This window comes from Haloechinothrix aidingensis, assembly GCF_013450155.1.
In the GTDB taxonomy this organism is placed as follows: Bacteria; Actinomycetota; Actinomycetes; order Mycobacteriales; family Pseudonocardiaceae; genus Haloechinothrix; species Haloechinothrix aidingensis.
On record NZ_JACCKD010000002.1, the window covers coordinates 670,435 to 693,167 of the forward strand.

Annotated in this window: 21 protein-coding genes; 12 read left to right on the top strand and 9 right to left on the bottom strand. The window is 71.3% G+C overall.

Annotated elements, in window-relative coordinates; genetic code table 11:
* Positions 1 to 304: 304 nt before the first annotated feature.
* The 3 genes from typA to H0B56_RS07555 form a co-directional block, all read right to left on the bottom strand.
* Entirely contained in the window at positions 305 to 2,224 is a 1,920-nt protein-coding gene (gene typA, locus H0B56_RS07545; RefSeq protein ID WP_180892188.1) for a translational GTPase TypA, read from the bottom strand.
* 194 nt (positions 2,225 to 2,418) lie between these two features.
* Positions 2,419 to 2,721, bottom strand: coding sequence for a YciI family protein (locus H0B56_RS07550; protein ID WP_089299726.1), 303 nt, complete (start codon positions 2,719 to 2,721; stop codon positions 2,419 to 2,421).
* 82 nt (positions 2,722 to 2,803) lie between these two features.
* A complete protein-coding gene (locus H0B56_RS07555) occupies positions 2,804 to 3,217 on the bottom strand; it encodes a (deoxy)nucleoside triphosphate pyrophosphohydrolase (RefSeq protein WP_343063795.1) in 414 nt (137 codons plus the stop codon).
* 138 nt (positions 3,218 to 3,355) lie between these two features.
* Here H0B56_RS07555 and H0B56_RS07560 point away from each other — a divergent pair, with 138 nt between their 5' ends.
* Positions 3,356 to 3,646 carry a 4a-hydroxytetrahydrobiopterin dehydratase gene (locus H0B56_RS07560; RefSeq protein WP_180892189.1) on the top strand — a complete coding sequence of 97 codons (291 nt, stop codon included), beginning with the start codon at positions 3,356 to 3,358 and terminating at the stop codon, positions 3,644 to 3,646.
* 49 nt (positions 3,647 to 3,695) lie between these two features.
* Here the strand turns inward: H0B56_RS07560 and H0B56_RS07565 are convergent, their stop codons facing one another.
* Together H0B56_RS07565 and ychF are read right to left on the bottom strand one after the other, a co-directional pair.
* Positions 3,696 to 4,157: an ASCH domain-containing protein gene (locus H0B56_RS07565; protein ID WP_180892190.1), complete on the bottom strand. Its 462-nt coding sequence runs from the start codon at positions 4,155 to 4,157 to the stop codon at positions 3,696 to 3,698.
* A gap of 6 nt (positions 4,158 to 4,163) precedes the next feature.
* Complete coding sequence (ychF, locus tag H0B56_RS07570) at positions 4,164 to 5,246, bottom strand: redox-regulated ATPase YchF (RefSeq protein WP_180892191.1); 1,083 nt, start codon at positions 5,244 to 5,246, stop codon at positions 4,164 to 4,166.
* 150 nt (positions 5,247 to 5,396) lie between these two features.
* On the opposite strand from ychF, the gene H0B56_RS07575 reads away from it, so the two are divergent.
* Together H0B56_RS07575 and H0B56_RS07580 are read left to right on the top strand one after the other, a co-directional pair.
* Entirely contained in the window at positions 5,397 to 7,040 is a 1,644-nt protein-coding gene (locus H0B56_RS07575) for a DNA-3-methyladenine glycosylase 2 family protein (RefSeq protein WP_281373609.1), read from the top strand.
* A gap of 10 nt (positions 7,041 to 7,050) precedes the next feature.
* Positions 7,051 to 7,587, top strand: coding sequence for a methylated-DNA--[protein]-cysteine S-methyltransferase (locus H0B56_RS07580; RefSeq protein WP_180892192.1), 537 nt, complete (start codon positions 7,051 to 7,053; stop codon positions 7,585 to 7,587).
* On the opposite strand, the gene H0B56_RS07585 is transcribed toward H0B56_RS07580, so the two are convergent.
* Together H0B56_RS07585 and H0B56_RS07590 are read right to left on the bottom strand one after the other, a co-directional pair.
* Complete coding sequence (locus tag H0B56_RS07585) at positions 7,561 to 10,158, bottom strand: AAA family ATPase (RefSeq protein ID WP_180892193.1); 2,598 nt, start codon at positions 10,156 to 10,158, stop codon at positions 7,561 to 7,563. The genes H0B56_RS07580 and H0B56_RS07585 overlap by 27 nt on opposite strands.
* Positions 10,155 to 11,321, bottom strand: a complete 1,167-nt coding sequence (locus tag H0B56_RS07590) for an exonuclease SbcCD subunit D (RefSeq protein ID WP_180892194.1) — start codon at positions 11,319 to 11,321, stop codon at positions 10,155 to 10,157. Before H0B56_RS07590 ends, H0B56_RS07585 begins: the two co-directional genes overlap by 4 nt.
* 258 nt (positions 11,322 to 11,579) lie before the next feature.
* On the opposite strand from H0B56_RS07590, the gene H0B56_RS07595 reads away from it, so the two are divergent.
* Positions 11,580 to 12,509, top strand: coding sequence for a DNA recombination protein RmuC (locus H0B56_RS07595; RefSeq protein ID WP_180892195.1), 930 nt, complete (start codon positions 11,580 to 11,582; stop codon positions 12,507 to 12,509).
* An 87-nt stretch (positions 12,510 to 12,596) separates the two neighbouring features.
* Positions 12,597 to 13,445, top strand: a complete 849-nt coding sequence (locus tag H0B56_RS07600; protein WP_180892196.1) for a DUF6542 domain-containing protein — start codon at positions 12,597 to 12,599, stop codon at positions 13,443 to 13,445.
* Between the two features lie 66 nt (positions 13,446 to 13,511).
* On the opposite strand, the gene H0B56_RS07605 is transcribed toward H0B56_RS07600, so the two are convergent.
* Positions 13,512 to 14,489, bottom strand: a complete 978-nt coding sequence (locus tag H0B56_RS07605; protein ID WP_180892197.1) for a 4-hydroxy-3-methylbut-2-enyl diphosphate reductase — start codon at positions 14,487 to 14,489, stop codon at positions 13,512 to 13,514.
* Between the two features lie 167 nt (positions 14,490 to 14,656).
* On the opposite strand from H0B56_RS07605, the gene H0B56_RS07610 reads away from it, so the two are divergent.
* From H0B56_RS07610 to H0B56_RS07620, 3 genes are read left to right on the top strand one after another with little or no spacing between them, the layout of a single operon-like run.
* Positions 14,657 to 15,385, top strand: a complete 729-nt coding sequence (locus tag H0B56_RS07610; RefSeq protein WP_180892198.1) for a lipid droplet-associated protein — start codon at positions 14,657 to 14,659, stop codon at positions 15,383 to 15,385.
* Positions 15,382 to 16,683: an exodeoxyribonuclease VII large subunit gene (gene xseA / locus H0B56_RS07615; protein WP_180892199.1), complete on the top strand. Its 1,302-nt coding sequence runs from the start codon at positions 15,382 to 15,384 to the stop codon at positions 16,681 to 16,683. The genes H0B56_RS07610 and xseA overlap by 4 nt, the downstream gene beginning before the upstream one ends.
* Positions 16,676 to 16,999, top strand: coding sequence for an exodeoxyribonuclease VII small subunit (locus H0B56_RS07620; RefSeq protein WP_180892200.1), 324 nt, complete (start codon positions 16,676 to 16,678; stop codon positions 16,997 to 16,999). The genes xseA and H0B56_RS07620 overlap by 8 nt, the downstream gene beginning before the upstream one ends.
* On the opposite strand, the gene H0B56_RS07625 is transcribed toward H0B56_RS07620, so the two are convergent.
* Positions 16,994 to 17,641 (bottom strand): DUF4245 family protein, encoded by a 648-nt coding sequence (locus tag H0B56_RS07625; protein ID WP_180892201.1) that lies wholly within the window; start codon positions 17,639 to 17,641, stop codon positions 16,994 to 16,996. The two genes, H0B56_RS07620 and H0B56_RS07625, sit on opposite strands and share 6 nt — an antisense overlap.
* Positions 17,642 to 17,878: 237 nt before the next feature.
* On the opposite strand from H0B56_RS07625, the gene glpX reads away from it, so the two are divergent.
* The 4 genes from glpX (at position 17,879) to H0B56_RS07645 (ending at position 22,727) form a co-directional block, all read left to right on the top strand.
* Positions 17,879 to 18,943: a class II fructose-bisphosphatase gene (glpX, locus tag H0B56_RS07630; RefSeq protein WP_180892202.1), complete on the top strand. Its 1,065-nt coding sequence runs from the start codon at positions 17,879 to 17,881 to the stop codon at positions 18,941 to 18,943.
* A 3-nt stretch (positions 18,944 to 18,946) separates the two neighbouring features.
* Positions 18,947 to 19,774, top strand: coding sequence for a S1 family peptidase (locus H0B56_RS07635; protein ID WP_180892203.1), 828 nt, complete (start codon positions 18,947 to 18,949; stop codon positions 19,772 to 19,774).
* A gap of 14 nt (positions 19,775 to 19,788) precedes the next feature.
* Positions 19,789 to 21,183 carry a class II fumarate hydratase gene (locus tag H0B56_RS07640; protein ID WP_180892204.1) on the top strand — a complete coding sequence of 465 codons (1,395 nt, stop codon included), beginning with the start codon at positions 19,789 to 19,791 and terminating at the stop codon, positions 21,181 to 21,183.
* Between the two features lie 104 nt (positions 21,184 to 21,287).
* Positions 21,288 to 22,727: a GuaB1 family IMP dehydrogenase-related protein gene (locus H0B56_RS07645; protein ID WP_180892205.1), complete on the top strand. Its 1,440-nt coding sequence runs from the start codon at positions 21,288 to 21,290 to the stop codon at positions 22,725 to 22,727.
* Positions 22,728 to 22,733 lie beyond the last annotated feature (6 nt).

Below are 22,733 nucleotides of genomic sequence, written 5' to 3' on the forward strand. Positions count from 1 at the left end.
CGAAGCCTATGACGCACCACACCTTTCTTGGTATGGCGAGCTCGCCGATGAACACTAGGAAGCGGGCCACGCCGCGTCACGAGTTCGCGGAAGATCGTGACCAATCGGTGACTTCAGTCTCGAACCCCTCACCGGTTCGTCCCAGCTGGCGACTACCTGGAGAAACGAACCCGTCCCCCGGGTTACGCCGAACGGCCCACGACCATCGGAGGGGGTCTGGTTAGGAGGATTTCATTACTCTGTGTCGTACCCTTTCGGGTGTCAGGCCACAGGTACGCGCGGAGACGGGCGGCCCGGGGCGCCGTCAGGCGCCGGCGTCGCGGCTGCGCGCGCGGGTGCGCTCCTTGCCGCGCTGGTGCGTGTCCAGGGTCACCTTGCGCACGCGGATCGCGTTCGGCGCGACCTCCACGCACTCGTCGGCCGCGCAGAACTCCAGAGCCTCTTCAAGGCTCAGCACGCGGGGACGCGCGAGCCGCTCCAGCTCGTCGGCTGTCGACGAGCGGACGTTGGTGAGCTTCTTCTCCTTGCCGATGTTGATCTCGAGGTCCTCGGCGCGCGGGCTCTCGCCGACCACCATTCCCTCGTAGACCTGCGCGCCCGGCTCGACGAAGAAGGTCCCGCGGTCGGCGAGCTGGGTCAGCGCGTACGTGGTGACCGCACCGGTGCGGTCGGCGACGAGCGAGCCGCTGTTGCGGCTGCGGATCTCGCCAGCCCACGGGAAGTACCCCTCGAACACGTGGTTGGCGATCCCCTCCCCACGGGTCTCGGTGAGGAAGTCGGTCCGGAAGCCGATGAGGCCCCGCGCAGGCACCAGGTACTCCAGCGCCATCCGGTCCGAGCCGTGCCCCTCCATGTGCTCCATCCGGCCCTTCCGCGCGGCCAGCAGCTGCGTGACCGCCCCCATGTAGGCCTCGGGGATATCCAGGCTCAGCCGCTCGAACGGCTCGTGCAGCTTCCCGTCGATGGTGCGCGTGACGACATCCGGTTTGCCGACGGTGAGCTCGAAGCCCTCACGCCGCATCTGCTCCACGAGTACCGCGAGCGCCAGTTCGCCACGACCGTGCACCTCCCAGGTGTCCGGCCGCCCACCGGGCAGCACCCGCATGCTGACGTTGCCGACCAGCTCCTGGTCGAGGCGCGACTTCACCAGCCGCGCGGTCAGCTTGTCGCCGCCGCCCGTTCCCGCCAGCGGGGAGGTGTTCACGCCGAGCGTCATCGAGATCGCGGGCTCGTCGACCGTGATGCGGGGAAGCGCACCCGGGTCGTCCTTGTCGGCGAGGGTGTCCCCGATGGTGATCTCACTGATGCCGGCGATCGCCACGAGGTCACCGGCGGCTGCCTCGGCCGCCGGAGCACGGTCGAGGCCCTTGGTCTGGTACAGCTCCGTGATCCGGACGTGCTCGACGGGAGCGTCCGCGCGCATCCACGCCACCGTCTGCCCCTTGGCCAACCGGCCGGAGTGGATCCGCGCCAGTGCGATACGCCCCACGAACGCCGAGGCGTCGAGGTTGGTGACCATCGCGCGCAGCGGGGCGTCGAGCTCGACGTGCGGCGCCGGGATCCGGTTCAGCAGGATGTCGAACAGCGGGTCCAGATTGTCACCGTCCGGGCGGTCGCCGTCCGCGGGAGCGTTCAGCGAGGCGATGCCGTCCCTGGCGCAGGTGTAGATGACCGGCATGTTCACAATCGCATCGAGCGCGTCGTCGTCCATGCCCTCGATCTCTCCTGCCAGCTCGAGCAGCAGGTCGTAGGCGTCGTTGACGACCTCGGCGATCCGCGCGTCCGGGCGGTCCACCTTGTTCACCACGAGCACGACGGGCAGCCGCGCCTCCAGCGCCTTCCGCAGCACGAAGCGGGTCTGCGGGAGCGGGCCCTCGCTGGCGTCGACGAGCAGCAGCACCCCGTCCACCATGGCAAGGCCCCGCTCGACCTCACCACCGAAGTCGGCGTGGCCGGGGGTGTCGATGACGTTGATGGTCACCGGACCGTCCTCGGAGTGGCGACGGATCGCGGTGTTCTTGGCAAGAATGGTGATGCCCTTCTCGCGCTCGAGCTCGCCCGAGTCCATCACGCGATCAACCGGGTCTCCATGTTCGGCGAAGGCACCGGACTGCCGCAGCATCGCATCGACGAGCGTGGTCTTGCCGTGGTCAACGTGCGCGACGAGCGCGACATTACGCAGGTCGGTGCGCGTCGTGCTGAGGGTGTCGCTTACTGCGGGCACGCATGGGCTCCTGGGATCGCGAGAAGGGCAGGGACCACGGTGCCATCGGCCGGAGCACGGCAGCGGCACGTGGTCCAGGCCAGATTACCGGAGGCCTCGCTGTGAACAGGCACACACCGCGTCAGGACACGTTCCGGCGGCACAGGAGCACGCGCTCGACGCCTCGGCGGCGGGTCGGCCCCGCCACCGGCGGGTCACTGCGCGGCGACCACCTCGTTGATCCAGTTGAGCTCGGGGACCGTCCTGGTCGCCGCGAACTCGTAGACGTCGTAGCGGGCGAGGTGGCGGTACGAGAACGGATCGGTGGCCAGGATCGCGTCGAGCTTCCCGCGCAGCATGGGCCGAGCGATGATCACGCCGCCGACGCGCGGTTCACGCCTGCCGGAGACGAGGAAGTCACCCGACTCGTAATGCCGCTCCAGCCACTCGACGTGCTCGGGCAGCACGTAGTCGATCTCGTTGATCGGCGCGGTGTAGGTACTCACAGCCACATACATGTTCCCAGGGTAGTCCTCAGCGAGCGCTGTGACACCTGTTAAGGACGCATTCGTTCGCGTGGCCGGTCGCCGTACGGTGCAGCTACCCGCCTGCGGCACCCGCGCGGGTGAGCATTCGCCGTAGCTCGGGCAACAGCTCGAGGTCGGCGGGCAGCCAGGCCAGCCCGTCCAGCCCCTCGGCGGGCACCCACCGGATCTCGCCGTGCTCGACGGCGCGGGGTTCGCCTGCCGGGTCGGCCAGGCTCGCCGCGTAGACCCGCAGCACCGTCCCCGGCGCGAGCTCGACCTGCGCGATGCGGTGCTCGACGACGACGGCACAACCCAGCTCCTCGAGCAGTTCCCTGCGCAGCGCGTCGTCATCGGACTCACCGGGCTCCACCCGGCCACCGGGCAGCTCCCAGTAGCCCGCGAGGCTCGCGGGATGGCTGCGCCGCGCAGCGAGCACGCGCGCGCCCCGCACCAACGCCGCCCCCACGACCACATCCCTGCCCGTCACCCGCACGACGCTACCCCGACGCTGAATGACGCTTTCACTCCCTCTCGTGGAGTGAAAGCGTCATTCAGCACACCACCGGGGGGACATGCGGGCGCGGGGTGGCGGGAAAGGCCGGGGTTCGCTGGCACCATGGACGGTATGCCGGAACTACTGACGGACGAGCAGATCAGCGCGGAACTACAGACCCGGCCCGAGTGGGCGCACGAGGACACCGCGCTGGTCAGAACGGTCAAGCTGGACACGTTCCCGCGCGCGATCGAGGTCGTCGATCAGGTCGCGGTCATCGCCGAGGAGCTCGACCATCATCCGGACATCGACATCCGCTGGCGCACGCTCCGGTTCTCGGTGAGCACCCACTCGAAGGGCGGGGTCACGCAGAACGACCTCGCGCTCGTGGACCGCATCGACACGGTACTCGCCGGGTACTGACACCACCACGGCCACGGGACACGGCGCCGGGCTCCTCCGCTCGCCGGTGCTACGCGCGTGGCCGCACATCGTGGATCCGGGGGATCTCCGCACACACGAACCGCTCCAGGACGACCAGGGTGTCGTCGTCCACGTGGAAATCGGGATCGGCCAGGGCTTCCAGCATCTGCGGGCCGGACCAGAACTCTTCGTGTGCAGCACGCCATTCCGCGACGGTAGAGTGTCCCTCGCCCTCGTCCACCACATGCCGCACGTCGACCTCGGCGAGCCGCACGACCCGGACACCTGTCGTGGTCATAAGCGCGACCGGATCGTCCGCGGAGTTCACCACGACCGAGCGCGCGCCGATCTCGGGAAGCGGCACACCACTGGCCCCGTACTCGACGAGCAGCCCTGTGGCCGACCTCTTCACACCCGAGAGCACCAGCTCCACGAGGCGGTCCCGGAGCGGGCCGGGAAACGCGAACTCGGCCTTGGGTAGCTCGCCCCAGCCACCAGGTCGAGCCGTCATCCCCGCCTACACGTTGAAGCGGAACTCGACCACGTCGCCGTCGTGCATGACGTAGTCCTTGCCCTCCATGCGCATCTTGCCCGCCGACCGGGCTGCCGCCAGCGAACCCGCCTCGACCAGCTCCTCGTACGAGATCACCTCGGCCTTGATGAAGCCGCGCTGGAAGTCGCTGTGGATCGCCCCCGCAGCTTCCGGGGCGGTCGCGCCCTGCCGGATGGTCCAGGCCCTGGCCTCCTTCGGCCCGGCGGTCAGGTACGTCTGCAGGCCGAGCGTGTGAAATCCCGCCCGCGCCAGCGAGTACAGGCCGGGCTCGCTCTGCCCGACCGACTCGAGCAGCTCGCGCACCGACTCCTCGTCGTCGAGCTCGAGAAGCTCCGCTTCCACCTTGGCGTCCAGGAACACCGCGTCGGCCGGTGCCACCAGCTTGGTCAGCGCCTCGCGGCGCGCCTGGTCACGCAACACGCCCTCGTCGGCGTTGAACACGTACAGGAAGGGCTTGGTGGTCAGCAGGGACAGCTCGCGCACAGCGTCGAGGTCGATCTCGTTCTGGGCGGCGAACAGCGTGCGCCCGCTGTCCAGGATCTCCCTCGCCTGCTTGGCGCTGTCCAGCGCAGGGCGGTTCTCCTTCTTGGTCCTGGCTTCCTTCTCCATCCGGGGCAGCGCCTTGTCCAGCGTCTGCATGTCGGCGAGGATCAGCTCGGTGTTGATCGTCTCGATGTCGCCTGCCGGGTCGACGTTGCCGTCCACGTGCACCACGTCGGGGTCGTCGAACACCCGGATCACCTGGCATATGGCGTTGGCCTCGCGGATGTTGGCGAGGAACTGGTTGCCGAGACCCGCTCCCTCCGAAGCGCCCTTCACCAGACCGGCGATATCGACGAACGACACCGTGGCAGGCACGGTGCGCGCCGAGGAGAACATCTCGGCGAGCTTGTCGAGCCGCGCGTCCGGCAGGGGCACCACGCCGACGTTGGGCTCGATCGTCGCGAACGGGTAGTTCGCGGCGACGGCCTCGTTGCGGGTCAGCGCGTTGAACAGGGTGGACTTTCCGACGTTGGGCAGGCCAACGATACCGAGGGTCAAACTCACGAGAGCCCAGTGTACGGGTCGCCACGCAGCCGCCCCGACGTCCCGTGCACCCGAGCCACAAGGCGGCCGGGGCGGCCCCGCTCCGGCCCGCCCATCGTGATGTCCGATTCCCGCCGGTCGTGCGCGGCCGGTGATGGCAGGATCGACGTCATGACAGCGACGCGAGCCGTGACCACCGATGCCGCGGAGCACACCCCGCTGGCGCAGCTGTGGCGGGACTTCGACCGGTGCTACGCCGCCGTCGCGGCCAGGGACGTCCGGTTCGACGGGCAGTTCATCACCGCCGTGCGCACCACGGGCATCTACTGCCGCCCGTCCTGCCCGGCGCTGACACCGCGCCCTGGCAACGTGTCCTTCTACCCCACATCGGCCGCCGCCCAAGCCGCGGGGTTCCGCGCCTGCAGGCGGTGCCTTCCCGACGCCGTGCCGGGCTCGCCGGAGTGGGACCTGCGCGCCGACCTCGCGGGTCGCGCGATGCGGCTGATCGGCGACGGCGTCGTCGACCGCGAGGGCGTCACCGGCCTGGCCCGCGCGCTCGGTTACTCCACACGCCACCTCACTCGCGTGCTGACCGCCGAGCTCGGCGCGGGCCCCATCGCCCTGGCCCGGGCCCACCGCGCGCACGCCGCACGCCTGCTCATCGAACACACCCCGCTTCCACTGACCGAGGTCGCGTTCGCCGCAGGCTTCGCGAGCGTGCGGCAGTTCAACGACACCATCCGCACCGTGTTCGGGGTGGCTCCCGCGCGGCTGCGCGAGGCGGCCGCCGCCCCGGCGCGGCGCCGCCGTGGCGCACCGGAGCCCGGCGACTCCGCGCCGGGAACGCGCGTGTGCGTGCGGCTGCCGTTCCGCAGCCCCTTCGACGCGGGCGGGGTGCTCGACTACCTGGCGGCTCGCGCCGTGCCCGGCGTCGAGTCGGTACGCACCGCGGCAGGCGACGGGCAGGCACGCTACGCGCGCACGCTGCGGCTGCCACACGGCCCGGCGATCATGCACGCCGAGCCCGCGGCCGACCACGTGTGCTGCACCCTGCGGCTGACCGACGTGCGGGACCTCGGCAGCGCGGTCGCCCGCGTACGGCGGTTGTTCGACCTCGACGCCGACCCCGTCGCGGTGGACTCCGCACTCGCGGCCGACAGCGCGCTGACACCCCGGGTTGCCGCGACACCGGGAATCCGCGTACCGGGAACCGTCGACCCGCACGAGCTCGTCGTGCGGGCAGTTCTCGGCCAGCAGGTGTCGGTGGCCTCGGCACGCTCGCTGGCCGCGCGGCTGGCGCGCACCCTCGGCACGCGGTTCGAGGAGCGGCCCGAGGAAGGCGGCACGGCGGCGGAACCGGACACACTGTTCCCCACCATGCAGGCCATCGCCGAGCACGCGGCCACGGTGCTGCGCGGTCCCGCGCGGCGCATCGCCGCACTGACCACCGTCGCCGAACACCTCGCATCGGGAGCGCTCGAGGTGCACGTCGGCTGCGATCCACGGACCGTGCATCGCGAGCTCACCGCGCTGCCGGGAATCGGCACGTGGACCGCCGACTACGTCCTGCTGCACGCGCTCGGCACACCCGACACCCTCCCGGTGACCGACCGCGCCCTGCGCACCGGCGCCGCCCGCCTGAACCTTCCCGAGGACCCGGCCGGGCTGAACGCCCGCGCGCACCGCTGGCGACCGTGGCGCTCCTACGCGGGTATGCACCTGTGGCGCGCCGCGCTCACCCCCGCAACCGCGCCCGGCACCCCGACGGGCCCGCCCCGCACGTCATCGACAGCCGATCACCCCGACTCCGGATAGGACGACCGCCATGACACTCGCCTACTGGGCAACCACCGAAACCCCCGCAGGACCGTTCACCGCGATCGTCGCCCCGGACGGCGCGGTCCTCGCCTCCGGCTGGACCTTGGAACCCGACGACCTCACCGCCCGGATCGCGGGCTCCCTGCTGCCCGGTGAGCTTCGTGCCCGCCACGATCTGGGTCCGGTGACCAGGGCCGTGCGCGCGTATCACGCGGGCGAGCTCGACGCTATCGACGAGATCGTGGTGCGGCAGCGGTCCGGGGATTTCCTCCAGAAGGCATGGGCCACCCTGCGGGACGTTCCCGCAGGGCAACCGGTCTCCTACAGCGAGCTCGCCACCCGTGCGGGTCGGCGCCCCGCGGTGCGCGCGGCCGCCATGGCCTGCGCCCGCAACGCGGCGGCCCTGTTCGTACCCTGCCACCGGGTGCTGCGCACCGGAGGGTCGCTCGGCGGGTTCCGGTGGGGCGTCGACGTCAAGCGGTGGCTGCTCGAGCACGAGCGGCGCAACGCGGCGACCTCACACGCCCTCCAGCCGCAGGGTTGACCCGGACCGCGACTTGCCGACCCGCAGGCGCGCCGGGATGCGCTGGCGCAGCTCCTCGACGTGCGAGACCACACCGACGACGCGGCCGCCTGCGCGGAGCTCGTCGAGCGTCCCCATCACCACGTCGAGGGTCTCGGAGTCGAGCGTGCCGAAACCCTCGTCGATGAACAGCGTGTCCAGCAGGGTCCCGCCGGTCTCCGTGGCCACCACGTCGGCGAGCCCCAGCGCCAGCGCGAGCGAGGCCAGGAAGGATTCACCCCCGGACAGCGTCTTGGCAGGCCGCACGGCGCCGGAGTAGTCGTCGAGCACGTCCAGACCGAGACCACCCCGGGTGCCCCGTGCGCCCGCGGCGTCGGAGTGCACGAAGGAGTAACGCCCCTGGCTCATCATGCGCAGGCGGCGTGTACCCGCGATGGCGACTTCCTCCAGCCGTGCCGCGAGCACGTACGAGCGCAGCGACATCCTGCGGGCGTTCTGGCCCCGGCCGTTGACGACGTCGGTCAGCGCATCCAGCTCGGCGAAGGCGGCCTCCGTGGGTTCGAGCTCGGCCAGCCGCGCGGTCAGCGACTCCGCGATGGTGGCGAGATCGTCCCGCTTGCTCGCGCAGGCACGCACCCGCACCAGCGCGGCCTCGGCTTCCTCCCTGGCCCGCGTGAGCGCCTGCTCGGCGCCGGTGACATCGACCTCCTCGTCGGCGGCGACGTCGGCGAGCTCGGGGTCGGCGAGGACCTCCCTGGCCGCCGAGGCGGCCACATCGGACTGCGTGACCCACTCCTCGAGCGCGTCGGCGTCCCGCTGCCCGAGCCCCGCGGCCAGCGCCTCGTCGAGTGACCCGAACTCGGCCTCGGACACGGCGGCCGCGACGACCTCGCGCTGCTCGGCCAGCCTGCGCCGGCACGAGAGGACATCCGTGCGGGACTCGGCCAGTGCCTCCAGCGCGGCGGCGACCGACAGCAGGTGGGCGCGGCGCCGCTGCACGTCCGGGTACTCACCGCGCGCCGCGGCGAGCCGCTCGGCGCGTTCGGACACCGTGCCTGCCAGTCCGGCCCGGTCCGACTCGGCACGGGTCGCGGCACGGTCGGCCTCGGCCTTCTCCGCTTCCAGCCGGTCCCGCTCCCGCTGGGCGTCCTGCTCGGCACGTTCGGCCGCGCGCTCGTCCTCCTCGGCGACCGCGCCCGCGCCGGGCGAGGCAGGCCCGGGGTGCTCGGTCGAGCCGCAGACCGGGCAGGGTGTTCCGGCATCGAGCGCGGAGGCCAGTTCCGCGGCCATCCCGGCCAGGCGCCGCTGGCGAAGGTCGAGCACGCGTTCCCGCGCGCGCTGGTGCTCGTCGACCGCCTGGCGCAGCGACTCGGCAAGGCTCGTGGCGCGCGCCGTGGCACGTTCGGCGGCAGTGGCCGCCTCGGCCAGCCGCACCTCGTCGGCGCGCTGCTGCTCGGCTTCCTCGATCGCGCCGGACAGCGCGCCCGCTTCCTCCCGGAATCGACCCGCGCGAGCACGCAGCTCGGCAGGCGACCCGTCCGAGGACTCCTCCCCCGACTCCAGCAACTCGCTCACCCGCTGCTGTTCGACCCGGTCGGCCTTGTCCAGCTCCGTCGCGATCCGGTCGGCCAGCTGCTGCGCCTCGAGCACCGTCGCGGCGCGCCGGGCACGCGCCAGCCGGTGCCTGGCGTCGTCGATCTCGGCGGCCTGTCCGGCCAGCTCGGCCAGCTTCTGGTGCGCCGCCGCCACCCGCCGGACCCGATCAGCGCGCGCCGTACGGTCGGCGAGCACGGACTCGGCATCCTCCCGGGCCCGGCGGGCGCCTGCTTCCACCGCGCTCGCCTGCTCGTGCTCGGCCAGCGTCTGCCGCTCGAGCTCGCGTACCCACTCGGCCGTGGGCGCTTCCGGCTGCTCGACGCCAGCCACCTGCGCGGCCCGCGCCGCCCACTCGCGCGTGCGGGCCCGCAGCGCCTCCAGCTCCTTGCCCCGCTCGCCACGGCGCTCCCGGAACCACCGTTCCACGTCGGCGAACCGCCGGGTCGCGAACAGTTGCTCAAGCAGCTGCTCGCGTTCGCTGGTCTCCGCGCGCAGGAACCGCGCGAACTCGCCCTGCGGCAGGAGAACCACCTGGAAGAACTGCTCTGCGCTCATCCCGAGCAGCCGCTGCACGGTGCGCGACACCTCGTCGACCCGCGTGATCGGCTCGTTCGCGTACCCGCTCGGCGTGCGGGCGATCCACGTCAGGGACGCCTTGGCCTGCTGTGTCGTCGTGCCACTTCCACGCTTCTTCGGTCGCTCGTACTCGGGATTGCGCACCACACGGAACCGGCAGCCCTGCACCGTCAGCTCGAGGCCGACCTCGGTCGGGGTGTCGGCGTCGGCCAGGTCGCTGCGCAGCCGTTTGGTCTCCCCCCTGGCACCGGGAACCGTCCCGAACAGCGCGAACGCCACGGCGTCGAGCACGGTGGTCTTGCCTGCGCCCGTGTCGCCGTGCAGCAGGAACAACCCGTCGCTGCCCAGCGCATCCATGTCGACCGTCTGGTGGTCCGGGTATGGCCCGAACCCCGTCACGTCCAGGCGATGCAGTTTCACCGGGCATCACCCCTGCTACCCGCCTGGTCGGCTCGACCGGCCCAGGCGAGCGCCTCGGTCAGCAGGTCGGCCTCGGACCCGGTCGGCTCCGCTCCCCGGCAGTCGCGCACGAAGTGACCGGCGATCTCGCGGTCGCTGCGACCGCGCACCACCTGCGCGTAGCGCAGCGTGACCTGCGTGCCGCCACCCTCTGGCTGCCACTCCAGGTGCACGGCGTGCGGGAACCGCTCGCGCAGCTTGCGCATCGCGTCGACGGGCCGCACGGGGTCGGTCAACGTCGCGGACAGGTAGCACTCCGCCAGCTCGGCGTAGTCCTCCGCGGTCAGCAGCTCGTCCAGGCTGCCGGTGACCGTGGCCAGTGCGCGCGGCACCGGGAGCTCGCGCCGGGTGACCTCCGCGAGTCCCGTCGCGTCGAGATCCACCAGCCACACCGATTTGCGGTCGGTGCGTTCCGCGAAGGAGTACGCGAGCGGGCTGCCCGAGTACCGCACGTTGCCGGTCACCCGCTGCGGGCCGTGCAGGTGCCCGAGCGCGACGTAGTCGACACCGTCGAACACCGCGGCTGGAACCTGCTCGACACCGCCGACCTCGATGGTGCGCTCCGAGCCGGAGGCCTCGGCTCCCGTGACGAACGCGTGCGCGAGCACGACCGAACGTGCCGCCTCGCGGCAGGCGAGATCGGCCCTGATGCGGCGCAACGCCTCGTCGAGCACCGCGGAGTGTCCCCTGCCGTCGATCCCCCACGCGTGCCGCACCGGTTCCGGTTCGAGGTACGGGATGCCGTACACCGCGACCGGACCGTGCTCGTCGTGCAGCTCGACCGGGTCGGCGAGCTCCCCGATGCCGGTACGCAGGTGCAGCCCGCCCGCCGCGGCGAACGCGCCGAACGCCCCCAGCCGGGCGGCCGAGTCGTGGTTGCCCGAGGTCAGTACCAGCTGCGCACCCGCGTCGCTGATCCGTTGCAGGGCGCGCGAGGCCACCCGGACGCTCTCCGCGGACGGGACGGCCCTGTCGTAGACATCGCCAGAGACGAGGACGGCATCGACACCGTCGGCTACGACGATCTCGGCGATGTGGTCCAGCACCCGTTCCTGATCGGCCAGCAGGTCCACGCCGTGGAACGTACGACCCACGTGCCAGTCCGAAGTGTGCAGCAGGCGCATGTCCCCAAGGTATGTCCCGGTACCGACAGCGCCGAACCCGGCACGCACCGTCTCACCGACCACCCCCGACGTCGCCTCGCGACAGCGCCGTGCGGCTGCCGTGCGCGACGACCGGGCCGGTAGCGAACGGGGACCGCCCGGACACTGTCGGTGGTCCCTGCGAGGCTGGAGCGCGATCACCGGTGGCGTGCCCGCGGGGTGAGCTCGCGCCCGAAACGCCACCGGCACCCGAGGCATCCGTGCTGACAAGGAGGATCCGTGACATCCACGGTGATCACCACCGCCGCCGTGGTGGTCGCGTTGCTGCTGGCCGCCGCTGTCGCCGTGCTCTGGCGGCTCTACACCGACAGCATGCGGCGCGTAGACGAAGCGGTCGCCGACCTGGCCACCGAACGGGCCCGCCTCGACGAGCAGCACGACGCGCTGCGCCGGTACCAGGTGGCCTTCGCCTCGGTGTCCGGCAGGGGCGAGCTGGGCGAGCAGGTCCTGGTCCAGACCGCACGCGCGCTCGGGTTGCGTGAGGGCCTGCACTTCAGCCTGCAGGCCGACGTCGCGGGCGGCGGCGCAGCCAAACCCGATCTCGTGCTGTACGTGGGTGGCGGCCGCAGTGTCCCCGTCGACGCGAAGGCGAGCATGGCCTGCTGGGCGGAGGCCATGGAAACCGACGACGCCGCGGAACGCGCCGACGCGCTGCGGGTACATGCCCGCAACCTGCGGTCGAGGGCCGCCGAGCTCTCCGGTAAGGGCTACGAGCGCTGGGCGGACGCGATCTACGGCGTCATCATGTTCGTCCCCTCCGACGCCGCCGTGGTCGCGGCCCTTGACACCGACGAGGAGCTGCTGCGGTGGCTGCTGGATCGCCGGGTGTTCCTGTGCGGCCCGACCGGCTTCGCGATCCTGGCCTCGGCCGCGCTGTTCGCGGGCAATGATCGCGCGCTGGCCGAGGACGTCGAGCACATCCGCGCGCAGGCGGCGACCGCGCACCGCACGGCCGCGGGCGCCGTGGACGCGCTGAACGTGTCAAGCACGCATTTGCAACGCTTCATAGCCGCGCGGCGCAAGGAACTGGACGCGCTGGAACGCTTCCGTTCCGCGGTGACACCGCTGACCGAGACAGCCGCCAGCCCCAACGCCGTGCCCGAGATCCGGCGAGGCGAGCAGGCCGCGCAGCACAACGGCACCGGGTAGGCACAACCGGCCGGTCCACACGAGGAGGCCGCCCCGGCCCGGGGCGGCGGCACGGCGTGCACACCGGCCGCTACGGTTGAGGTCGTGGTGAGCACCAGTGGACCCGACGACCAGGACAGTGGCGACGAGCCCGTGCCATGGGACGAACGTCCCATCGCCGGGAGCGCGCGAGGCCTATCGTGGCCGGTGGCTGTCGCGCTCGCCCTCGGCCTCACCCTGGGCGGGGCGATACTCGACATGCAGCTGCAGGGTCAGCTCAACCGGGTGTTCCAGGCAGGCTTCGTTGTCGGGTGCGTCGCCGCGATCTGCGCGGTCCGCAGGCGCAACCTGTTCGGGCCGATCGTGCAGCCGCCGCTGATCCTCGCGCTCACCGTGCCCGGCGTCGTGCTCTACGCCTCCGGGATGCCCGAGGAGACCGGTACGATGTCCCGCGCGATCGCCATCGGCACCCCGTTGATCGACAACTTCCCGGCCATGGCAGCCACCACGGTAGCCACCATCGGCATCGGCCTTCTACGGCTGGCCACGCAACGCGATCCGGACCGGAAGGCGATCAGGCGGACCTCACGCACCCGCCAGGGCGAGGACAAGGCCGGGGATCGGGAGCGCAAGGCCGGGCAACGATCCGGAAGTGGCTCCGCACGGCAGCCCAAGCAGGAACGGCGCCGCGAGCCGGAACGTCGCCGCGAGCCGGATCCCGCCGCCCGATCCGCGCCGCCGTCGAACGACCCGCCGGCACCGAAACGCGAGCCGCGACGCACCACACAGGACACTCGCGGACCACGCCCGTGGGAGTCCGAACGGCAGCAACGCCCCGCAGCGCCGCGCGAGACCGGGGCGCCACCGCCGTTCCTGGACGAGCAGGCCCGTGGCCGCCCGAGGCCCGACGCGGAAGGCAGGCCACCACGCAGGCCGCGCCCCCCGCGCGAGCGGTAGCCTGCCGTCAGCCGCTGATATACCTCGAGCTCGGTACCGCTCGCCCGGCACGCCGGTGCGACGGCCTTACCGCACCGGCGAGGAGTCCCGGAGCTCCCGGGGCAGCGCGAACGAGATCTTCTCGTTCGCCGTCGTGACCTCGTCGACGTCGCTCCAGCCGCGCTCGGCCAGCCAGTCGAGCAACTCCATGACCAGGACATCCGGGACGGACGCACCGCTGGTCACGCCGACGGTACGCACGCCGTCCAACCACGCCTCATCGACCTCGCTCGGGTAGTCGATCAGGTACGCGGCACTGGCGCCTGCCTGCAGGGCCACCTCGACGAGGCGCTTGGAGTTCGAGGAGTTCGTCGACCCGACGACCAGAACCAGATCGCACTCCGCGGCCATCGCCTTCACCGCTACCTGACGGTTGGACGTCGCGTAGCAGATGTCGTCGCTCGGCGGATCGGCCAGATGGGGGAAGCGACCGCGCAGCTGGTCGACCCGCTCCATGGTCTCGTCGACGCTGAGTGTGGTCTGCGACAGCCACACGACCTTCGAGGGGTCGCGGACCTCGACCTTGTCCACGTCCTCCGCCGTATCGACGAGCTGCACGTTGTCCGGCGCCTCACCAGCGGTGCCTTCCACCTCTTCGTGACCCTCGTGGCCGATCAGCAGGATGTCGTAGTCCTCGCGGTCGAAACGGTTGACCTCCTTGTGCACCTTGGTCACCAACGGGCACGTCGCGTCGATCGTGCGCAGGTCACGATCGGCCGCCTCCTGGTGCACCGCAGGCGAGACCCCGTGCGCGGAGAAGACGACGCGCGCGCCCTCGGGGACCTCGGACACTTCCTCGACGAAGATCACACCGCGCTCGCGGAGGTTCTCCACGACATGCCGGTTGTGCACGATCTCCTTCCGCACGTACACCGGCGGGCCGTACTTCTCCAGTACCTTCTCCACGGTGACCACGGCACGGTCGACGCCGGCGCAGTAGCCGCGCGGCTTGGCGAGCAAGACCCGCTTGCCCGATTGCTGTCCGTCCTGGCTCGCTGCAGTCATGCCACCAGCATACGGACTACCGCACGGCGGTCCGGGGTACCGCTGTGGCCACACTCATAACCCGCTCCAGCGGCGTACCTCGCGGCAGGAGGGCTCGCCCCGGCATGTGCCGCTGCCAGGGCGAGCCCTCCTGGGCAGAACACACCTGGTGCGAGAGACTTGACGGCATGAAGCCACTCCCGCTGCCAGTACGAGTCGCGACGGGGCTCGCGGTCAGCGCGGCCGAACACGCCAAGGACCTGCCTCGGCAACTCACCGGCCTGCCCGTGACCATAGCCAGCCAGATGCTGCAAACCGCCATGCGCGTGCAGCAGCAGGTAACCGAGCTGGCGATCAAGGGGGATGACGTCCTTGCCGCGTTGCGCTCGGTCGAGGACGACACACCGGCCTGGGCCACCTTCGACGAGGACCTCGAGGACACCCCGCCCGCCACGCGCACCGGCAGCGCGAGGCCGGACCCCGCGGCAGACACGCGCGACGACGCCGATCTCGTCTTCGGGCCGACACGTGCCGACACCAACGGGCAGTACCCGCGTGTGCCGCCTGGCACCGCGGAAGACGACTCCGCCTTCACCGGCGAACCGATCGAGGACCCGTGGGCCGAGGAGGAGCGTGCCCTCGCCGAGAGCAGGCAAGACGAGGAGCTCGACGAGGGCAGCGAGGCGGACGGGGACTCCGCTGAAGCGGGGCCTGCGTGGCTTCCCGGCTACCCCGACCTGACACTTCCCCAGGTCAGAGCGCGCCTGCGCAGTATGAGCGAGGAGCAGGTCGCGGAGCTGCTCGCGTACGAGCGGCAGCACTCCAACCGGCCGTCCTTCGTCGGGATGCTGTCCAGACGCATCGCGAACCTGCGCAGGCAGACCGAGCAGGGCGACCAGCCTGACCAGCGCTCGTGACGGCATCGGCGGAGAGCGCGACACCCGACCGCCCGACGGCGGAGAACCCGTGGCCGGTCCGTACCGTGGCGCGCAAGATCGCGGAGTGGATCCACCGGCTGGGGCCGGTGTGGGTCGAGGGGCAGATCACGCAGATCTCCGCGCGTCCGGGGACGCGGACGGCCTTCCTGACCCTGCGCGACCCCTCGGCCGACGTGTCCATGTCGGTCACCTGCGGGATGAACATGTTGCGCAGCATGGACCCGCCGCTGCAGGAGGGCGCCAGCGTGGTCGTGCACGCCAAGCCCGACTTCTACCTCGGGCGCGGCACGCTGAGCCTGCGCGCCAAGGAGATCCGTTCGGTCGGTATCGGGGAGCTGCTCGCCCGCATCGAACGGCTCCGCAAGCTGCTGCAGGCCGAAGGGCTGTTCGCCGCCGAGCGCAAGCGTGCCCTTCCGTTCCTGCCGCGCGGCGTCGGCCTGATCACCGGGCGTGCGTCGGCTGCCGAGCGCGACGTGCTGTCCAACGCGCAGTCCCGCTGGCCTGCCGTCCGGTTCACGGTGATCAACACCGCTGTGCAGGGGGCGCAGGCCGTTCCCCAGATGCTGACGGCCCTGTCGAAGCTGGACGCCGACCCCGATGTCCAGGTCATCGTGCTCGCGCGGGGCGGGGGCAGTGTGGAGGACCTGCTGCCGTTCTCCGACGAGGCTCTCTGCCGCGCGGTGGCCTCGGCGGGCACCCCTGTGGTCAGTGCCATCGGGCACGAGCCCGATGCCCCGCTCCTGGACTACGTCGCCGACCTGCGTTGCTCAACCCCGACGGACGCGAGCAAGCGCATCGTGCCGGATGTCGCCGAGGAGACCGCCAGGGTCCACGAGCTCCGTGACCGGGCGCGCCGCGCGTTGCGCGGCTGGGTGGACTCCCAGCGCCGTACGCTCGAACAGATCCGCAGCCGCCCCGTACTCGCCGACCCGTACGCACCGATCGAACGCAGGCGGGAAGAGGTCACCGCGCGCGTCGAACGCGCCCGCCGCGCCGCCCTCGGGATCCTGGCCACCGAGCAGTCCACCCTGGCATCGGCGAGGGCACGGCTGGCCGCGCTCGGCCCCTCGGCCACCCTGGAACGCGGCTACTCGGTGGTGCAGTACCGCACGGCGACCGGCGAGCTGGCCGTGCTCCGTTCGGTCGACGAGGTCGAGCACGGCAGCGACCTACGTATCAGGGTCGGTGACGGTGTGGTGCACGCGACGGTGGACGATGTCACCGCGGCAGCGGCACGGTCGCACGGTCCGACAGCGGAAGAGGCGCACGATGAGTGACGACGAGACGGCACATCCCGAACCCGGCAGCACCGAGGACGCGGGCGGGCTCGGCGGGCTCGGTTACGAGCAGGCGCGCGACCAGCTCATCGAGGTCGTCCAGGGGCTCGAGGCAGGCGGCCTGTCGCTGGAACAGTCGCTGGCGCTGTGGGAGAAGGGCGAGGCGCTCGCGCAGGTGTGCGAACGCCATCTCGACGGGGCGCGCCAGCGCATCGACGCAGCACTGGCCTCGGTCGAGGACACCGAAGGTGGCACGGAGACCGCGGACACCGACGGCGCGGACACCGAGGGGGCCGGCGGCCCCGCGGAGTCATGACGGGTCGGCCACCTGCGCGGCCTCGGCCAGCGTGCGCAGTTCCTGCTCCCCCGCGCTCCCCGTCACCATGACCCGCACGCCGTCGATCGAGGTCACCCAGGCCTCCTCCTGCTCACGCGCGGGGTAGACGGCCCACTCGCGGCTACCGATATCGACGCTGCCCTCGGGCTCGACCTCCTGCGAGACCCCCTCGGCCTCGTCGGTCACGACGAACGACGCGGCCGCCGACGACTGCGCCAACCGCGCGTACTCGCCCTCAGGGGTGACCCACCCCACGCGCACGATCCGGTCGCCGCCCTGCCCGGACGCGGTCGACATGTTCGCCGACGTGGCTTGCCATGCCTCGTCCAGCTCCGGCGTGCGCAGCGGGAAGTCCACGCGCCGGGCCATCCTGGCCAGCTCCCGGTCGGCATCCACATCCGGGACGGCGTCCGGGTCGACGCTGGGGCCTCCCGGGCTGAGCTGGCAGGAACCCAGGATCCAGGTGAGCACCCCGACGATGGCCAGCAGCACGGCCAGCGACCACACCATGTCCCTGGCACCGTGCCCGAGCCGCTTGCGGGTGGACTCGTCGACCGGGACACCGTCCTCGCCGGCCTCACCAGACCCGCCCGCCCGGTGACCATCTGTCCGCTCACTCACCCCTTCATGGTCGCACCGTCACACCCCCATCGATCGCCCAGGGTCAACGGCCCACCGTGGCGGTATGGCCCGGTCTGGAACAATCCATCGTGCAGTGGGCTCGTTCACCAGTCGGGCTGTTCGCGGTGGTCAGGTCGCGACTCGTCGCGGGTGGCCCGTGGTCGCCGACCGCGTGCTCACGGGCACGCCGTCCGCCGGCGTGTGAACAGCCCTCCAGGCCAAGCATGGGAGGAAGCGATGAGCAGCTCCGGTACGTCGAGCACGCCATCCAGCCGCAAGGAACGTCCGGACCGCAACCTCGCGATGGAGCTCGTCCGGGTGACCGAAGCCGCGGCCATGGCGGCAGGCCGGTGGGTCGGCAAGGGCGACAAGAACGGCGGGGACGCCGCGGCCGTCGACGCCATGCGGCAACTCATCAGCACGGTCTCCATGGACGGTGTCGTCGTGATCGGCGAGGGCGAGAAGGACGAAGCTCCGATGCTCTACAACGGCGAGCACGTCGGCAACAGCGACGGTCCCGCCTGCGACGTGGCCGTCGACCCCATCGACGGCACCACCCTGATGAGCAAGGGTATGCCGAACGCGCTCGCCGTACTCGCCGTCGCGGAGCGGCACGCCATGTTCGACCCGTCCGCGGTGTTCTACATGGAAAAGCTCGCCGTCGGCCCGGAAGCCGCCGATGTGGTCGACCTCGCCGCGCCGGTGGCCGAGAACATCCGCCGCGTCGCCAAGGCCAAGCACAGTGACGTCAGCGACGTGACGGTGTGCATCCTGGACCGGTCCCGGCACGAGCAGCTGGTCAGCGAGGTACGCGAGGCAGGCGCGCGCATCCGGTTCATCACCGACGGCGATGTCGCCGGAGCCATCGCCGCGGCACGTCCCTCCACCGGTGTGGACATGCTGCTGGGAATCGGCGGCACACCGGAAGGGATCATCGCGGCCGCCGCGATGAAGTGCCTCGGCGGCGCGCTGCAGGGCAAGCTCTGGCCCAAGGACGACGCCGAGCGGGAGCGCGCGCTGGCGAACGGCTACGACCCCGATCGGATAATCGGCGCGGACGACCTCGTGCGCGGCGAGAACGTGTTCTTCTGCGCGACCGGCGTCACCGATGGCGACCTGCTGCGCGGCGTCCACTACCGCGCAGGCGGGGCGACCAGCCAGTCGATCGTCATGCGCTCGAAGTCGGGCACCGTCCGGGTCATCGACGGTTACCACCGCCTCAACAAGCTGCGCTCCTACACGTCGGTGGACTTCGACGGCCACACCGACGGCGGGGACCGAGTCGCACCCCCGCTGCCGTAGGTCATGGCTGCCCAGGGATCGCGGCGCTCGCCGCACGCCGTCGGACTCGTCGTGACCGCGCTCACGGCGCTGCTGGCCACGTTGCTCTCGCCCGCGCACGGCGCGGCCGACGGCGGCGCGGCGGGCCCCTCCCCGCACATCGTCGGCGGGTCCGACGCCGACCAGGTCTACCCCTTCATCGTGGCGTTCACCAGCGGTGAGCAGACGTACTGCGCGGGTGCGGTACTCACCGAGGAATGGGTCGTCACCGCTGCACACTGCGTCCAGGACCGTTCCCCGGAGGACGTGGAACTGCGTATCGGCAGCACGCTCCGGTCGTCCGGCGGGTTCTCGACGACCGGAGCCGAGTTCCACCCCCACCCGGACTTCGACTGGGACGCCGCAGGCTCGGACATCGGACTCGTGCGGTTGAGCGAGCCGACCTCGGCCACCCCGATCGAGCTGAGCGAGCCGGCCGAGCCGGGCACGCCCAGCCGGTTGCTCGGCTGGGGCCGCAGCTGCCCCGAGCCGGACTGCACCGAGCAACCCGAGACCCTGCAGCAGCTCGACACCGAGGTGATCGAGGCCGCCGAGTGCGCCGACATCGAGCCCGAGTCGGAGCTGTGCACCGACAACCCGGGAGGCGACTCGGGCGCCTGCTACGGCGACTCCGGCGGCCCGCAGCTCATCGAGACCGGTGACGAGTGGCGGTTGGCCGGGGTGACGAGCAGGCCCGGCTACGACGGCGACTCCTGCGCACAGGGCCCGTCGATCTACACCGACGTGGTCGCCTACGCCGACTGGATCGCGGACACGACAGGGGATACCCGGTTTCGCCCCGATACCCCGTGAGCCAGACTCGGAGCATGGCTGACGTCGACTACCGCATCGAGCACGACACCATGGGCGAGGTCCGGGTCCCGGTCGCCGCGCTGTACCGGGCGCAGACGCAACGCGCCGTGGAGAACTTCCCGGTCTCCGGGCGCGGGCTGGAACGGGCCCAGATTCGCGCGCTCGGCCTGCTCAAGGCCGCGACCGCGCGGGTGAACGGCAAGCTGGGCGTGCTCGACGAGGACATGGCCGCTGCCATCGCCGCGGCCGCCGACGAGGTCGCCGCGGGCGAGCACGACGAGCACTTCCCCGTCGACGTGTTCCAGACGGGCTCGGGTACCTCGTCGAACATGAACGCCAACGAGGTCATCGCGACCCTCGCGACCCGCACGCTCGGCCGCGACGTACACCCCAACGACCACGTGAACGCCTCCCAGTCGTCCAACGACACCTTTCCCACCACGATCCGGATCGCCGCCACCGAGGCGGTGTTGACCGAGGTGATCCCGGCGCTGGAGCACCTGGCAGGCACGGTCGAGGAGCGCGCACGCGAGTGGTCCCACCTGGTCAAGGCGGGCCGCACGCACCTGATGGACGCCGTGCCGATCACGTTCGGGCAGGAGGCCGGTGCCTGGGCGAGCCAGATCCGGTTCGGCGTGGAGCGGCTGCACTCGGCGATCCCGCGCCTCGGCGAGCTGCCGATCGGCGGCACGGCGGTCGGATCGGGGCTCAACGCGCCGGACGGGTTCGGCTCCGCGGTGTCCGAGGAAGTGAGCAGGGTCACCGGGCTGCCTCTCGTCGAGGCGCGGGACCACTTCGAGGCCCAGGCGAGCCAGGACGGTGTCGTCGAGCTGTCCGGGCACCTGCGCACCGTGGCCGTCTCGCTCAACAAGATCGCCAACGATCTGCGCTGGTTGGGCTCGGGTCCGCGTACCGGGCTGGCCGAGATGGCGCTGCCGGACCTGCAGCCCGGCTCGTCGATCATGCCCGGCAAGGTGAACCCGGTCATCCCGGAGGCCACGCTCCAGGTCGTCGCGCAGGTCGTCGGCAACGACGCGGCTGTGGCGTTCGCCGGTTCGCAGGGCAACTTCCAGCTCAACGTGAACCTGCCGGTGATCGCGCGCAACGTACTGGAGTCCGCCCGCCTGCTGGCCGCGGTGTCGCGGCTGCTCGCCGACAAGGTCGTGGCCACGGTGCGGGTCAACGCCGAGCACGCCCGTGCCTACGCCGAGGGGTCGCCGTCCATCGTCACCCCGCTCAACGCCTACCTCGGCTACGAGGAGGCCGCGTCGATCGCGAAGCAGGCGCTGGCCGAGAGCAAGCCGATCCGCGAGGTCGTGGTGGAGCGCGGGCACGTCGCGGACGGCAACATCACCGAGCAACAGCTGGAAACCGCCCTCGACCTGCTGGGCATGGCCCGGGTGCGCTGAATGACGCTCTCACTCCATACGGGTGGTTGAATGACGCTTTCAGTCCCTCTCGTGGACTGAAAGCGTCATTCAGCACAACCTGAGGTATCACGTAACGTGAGGGTGTGCGGTTCTTACACGGAGACAAGCCGAGTTACGACCTGACCTACGACGATGTGTACCTGGTCCCGACGCGGACGGACGTCGAGTCGCGATTCGACGTCGACCTCGCCGGGACCGATGCGGCCGGGACCACGGTCCCGATCGTCGTGTCGAACATGACGGCGGTCGCGGGCAAGCGCATGGCCGAGACGGTGGCTCGCAGGGGCGGACTGACCGTGCTTCCCCAGGACGTCGACCCGGAGGCCGTGGCCCAGATCGTGTCCTGGGTCAAAGGCAGGGACACCGTCTGGGACACGCCCCTGGTGCTTACCCCGTCCGACGCGGTGATCGACGCCATCAACCTGATCGGCAAGCGCGCGCACGGCGCGGCCGTGATCGTCGACGGGTCCGGGCGTCCGGTCGGAATCGTGCGCGAGGAGACCTGTAGCGACGTCGACCGGTTCACACGCCTCGGCGAGGTCGTCGAGGACGCCCCGGTCGCCCTTCCCGTGGACACGCCGCCGCGCAAGGTGTTCGACGAACTGCACACGCACGGCAGCTCGCTCGCGCTGGGTCTGGATGCCTCCGGCAGGCTCGCCGGCGTGCTCACTCCGGTCGCCGCGCTGCGCGCGGAGCTGTACACCCCCGCCGTCGACGCGCACGGCAGGCTCAGGGTCGCCGCCGCGGTCGGCGTCAACGGCGACGTCGCCGCGAAGACGCGCGCCCTGCTGGACGCGGACATCGACGTGCTCGTGGTCGACACCGCGCACGGGCATCAGGAGAAGATGCTCAAGGCACTGCAGGCGGCACGGTCGGTGCGGCCGGAGGTGCCGGTTGTCGCGGGCAACGTGGTCACGGCCGAGGGGACGAGGGACCTGATCAACGCGGGCGCCGACGTGGTCAAGGTCGGTGTCGGCCCGGGGGCGATGTGCACGACGCGCATGATGACTGCCGTGGGACGCCCGCAGTTCTCCGCGGTCGCCGAGTGCGCCGCAGCCGCACGCGAGCTCGGCGGGCACGTCTGGGCCGACGGCGGCGTGCGCCACCCCAGGGATGTGGCGCTGGCACTGGCAGCCGGAGCCTCGTCGGTGATGGTCGGGTCGTGGTTCGCCGGTACCTACGAGTCGCCTGGCGACCTCCGCTTCGACGAGCACGGGCGGCCCTACAAGGAGTCCTTCGGGATGGCGTCCAAGCGTGCCGTCGGCGCGCGCACCAGCGGGGAGAGCCCGTTCGACAGGGCGCGCAAGGCGCTGTTCGAGGAGGGCATCTCCTCGTCGCGGATGGCACTGGACCCGAAGGCGCCCGGTGTCGAGGACCTGCTCGACACGATCTGCTCCGGGCTACGCTCGGCATGTACCTACTCGGGCGCGCGTGACCTCACCGAGTTCACCGAACGCGCCGTGGTCGGCGTGCAGTCCGCGGCCGGTTTCGCCGAAGGCCGCCCCACCCCGCACGGCTGGTAACGCTGG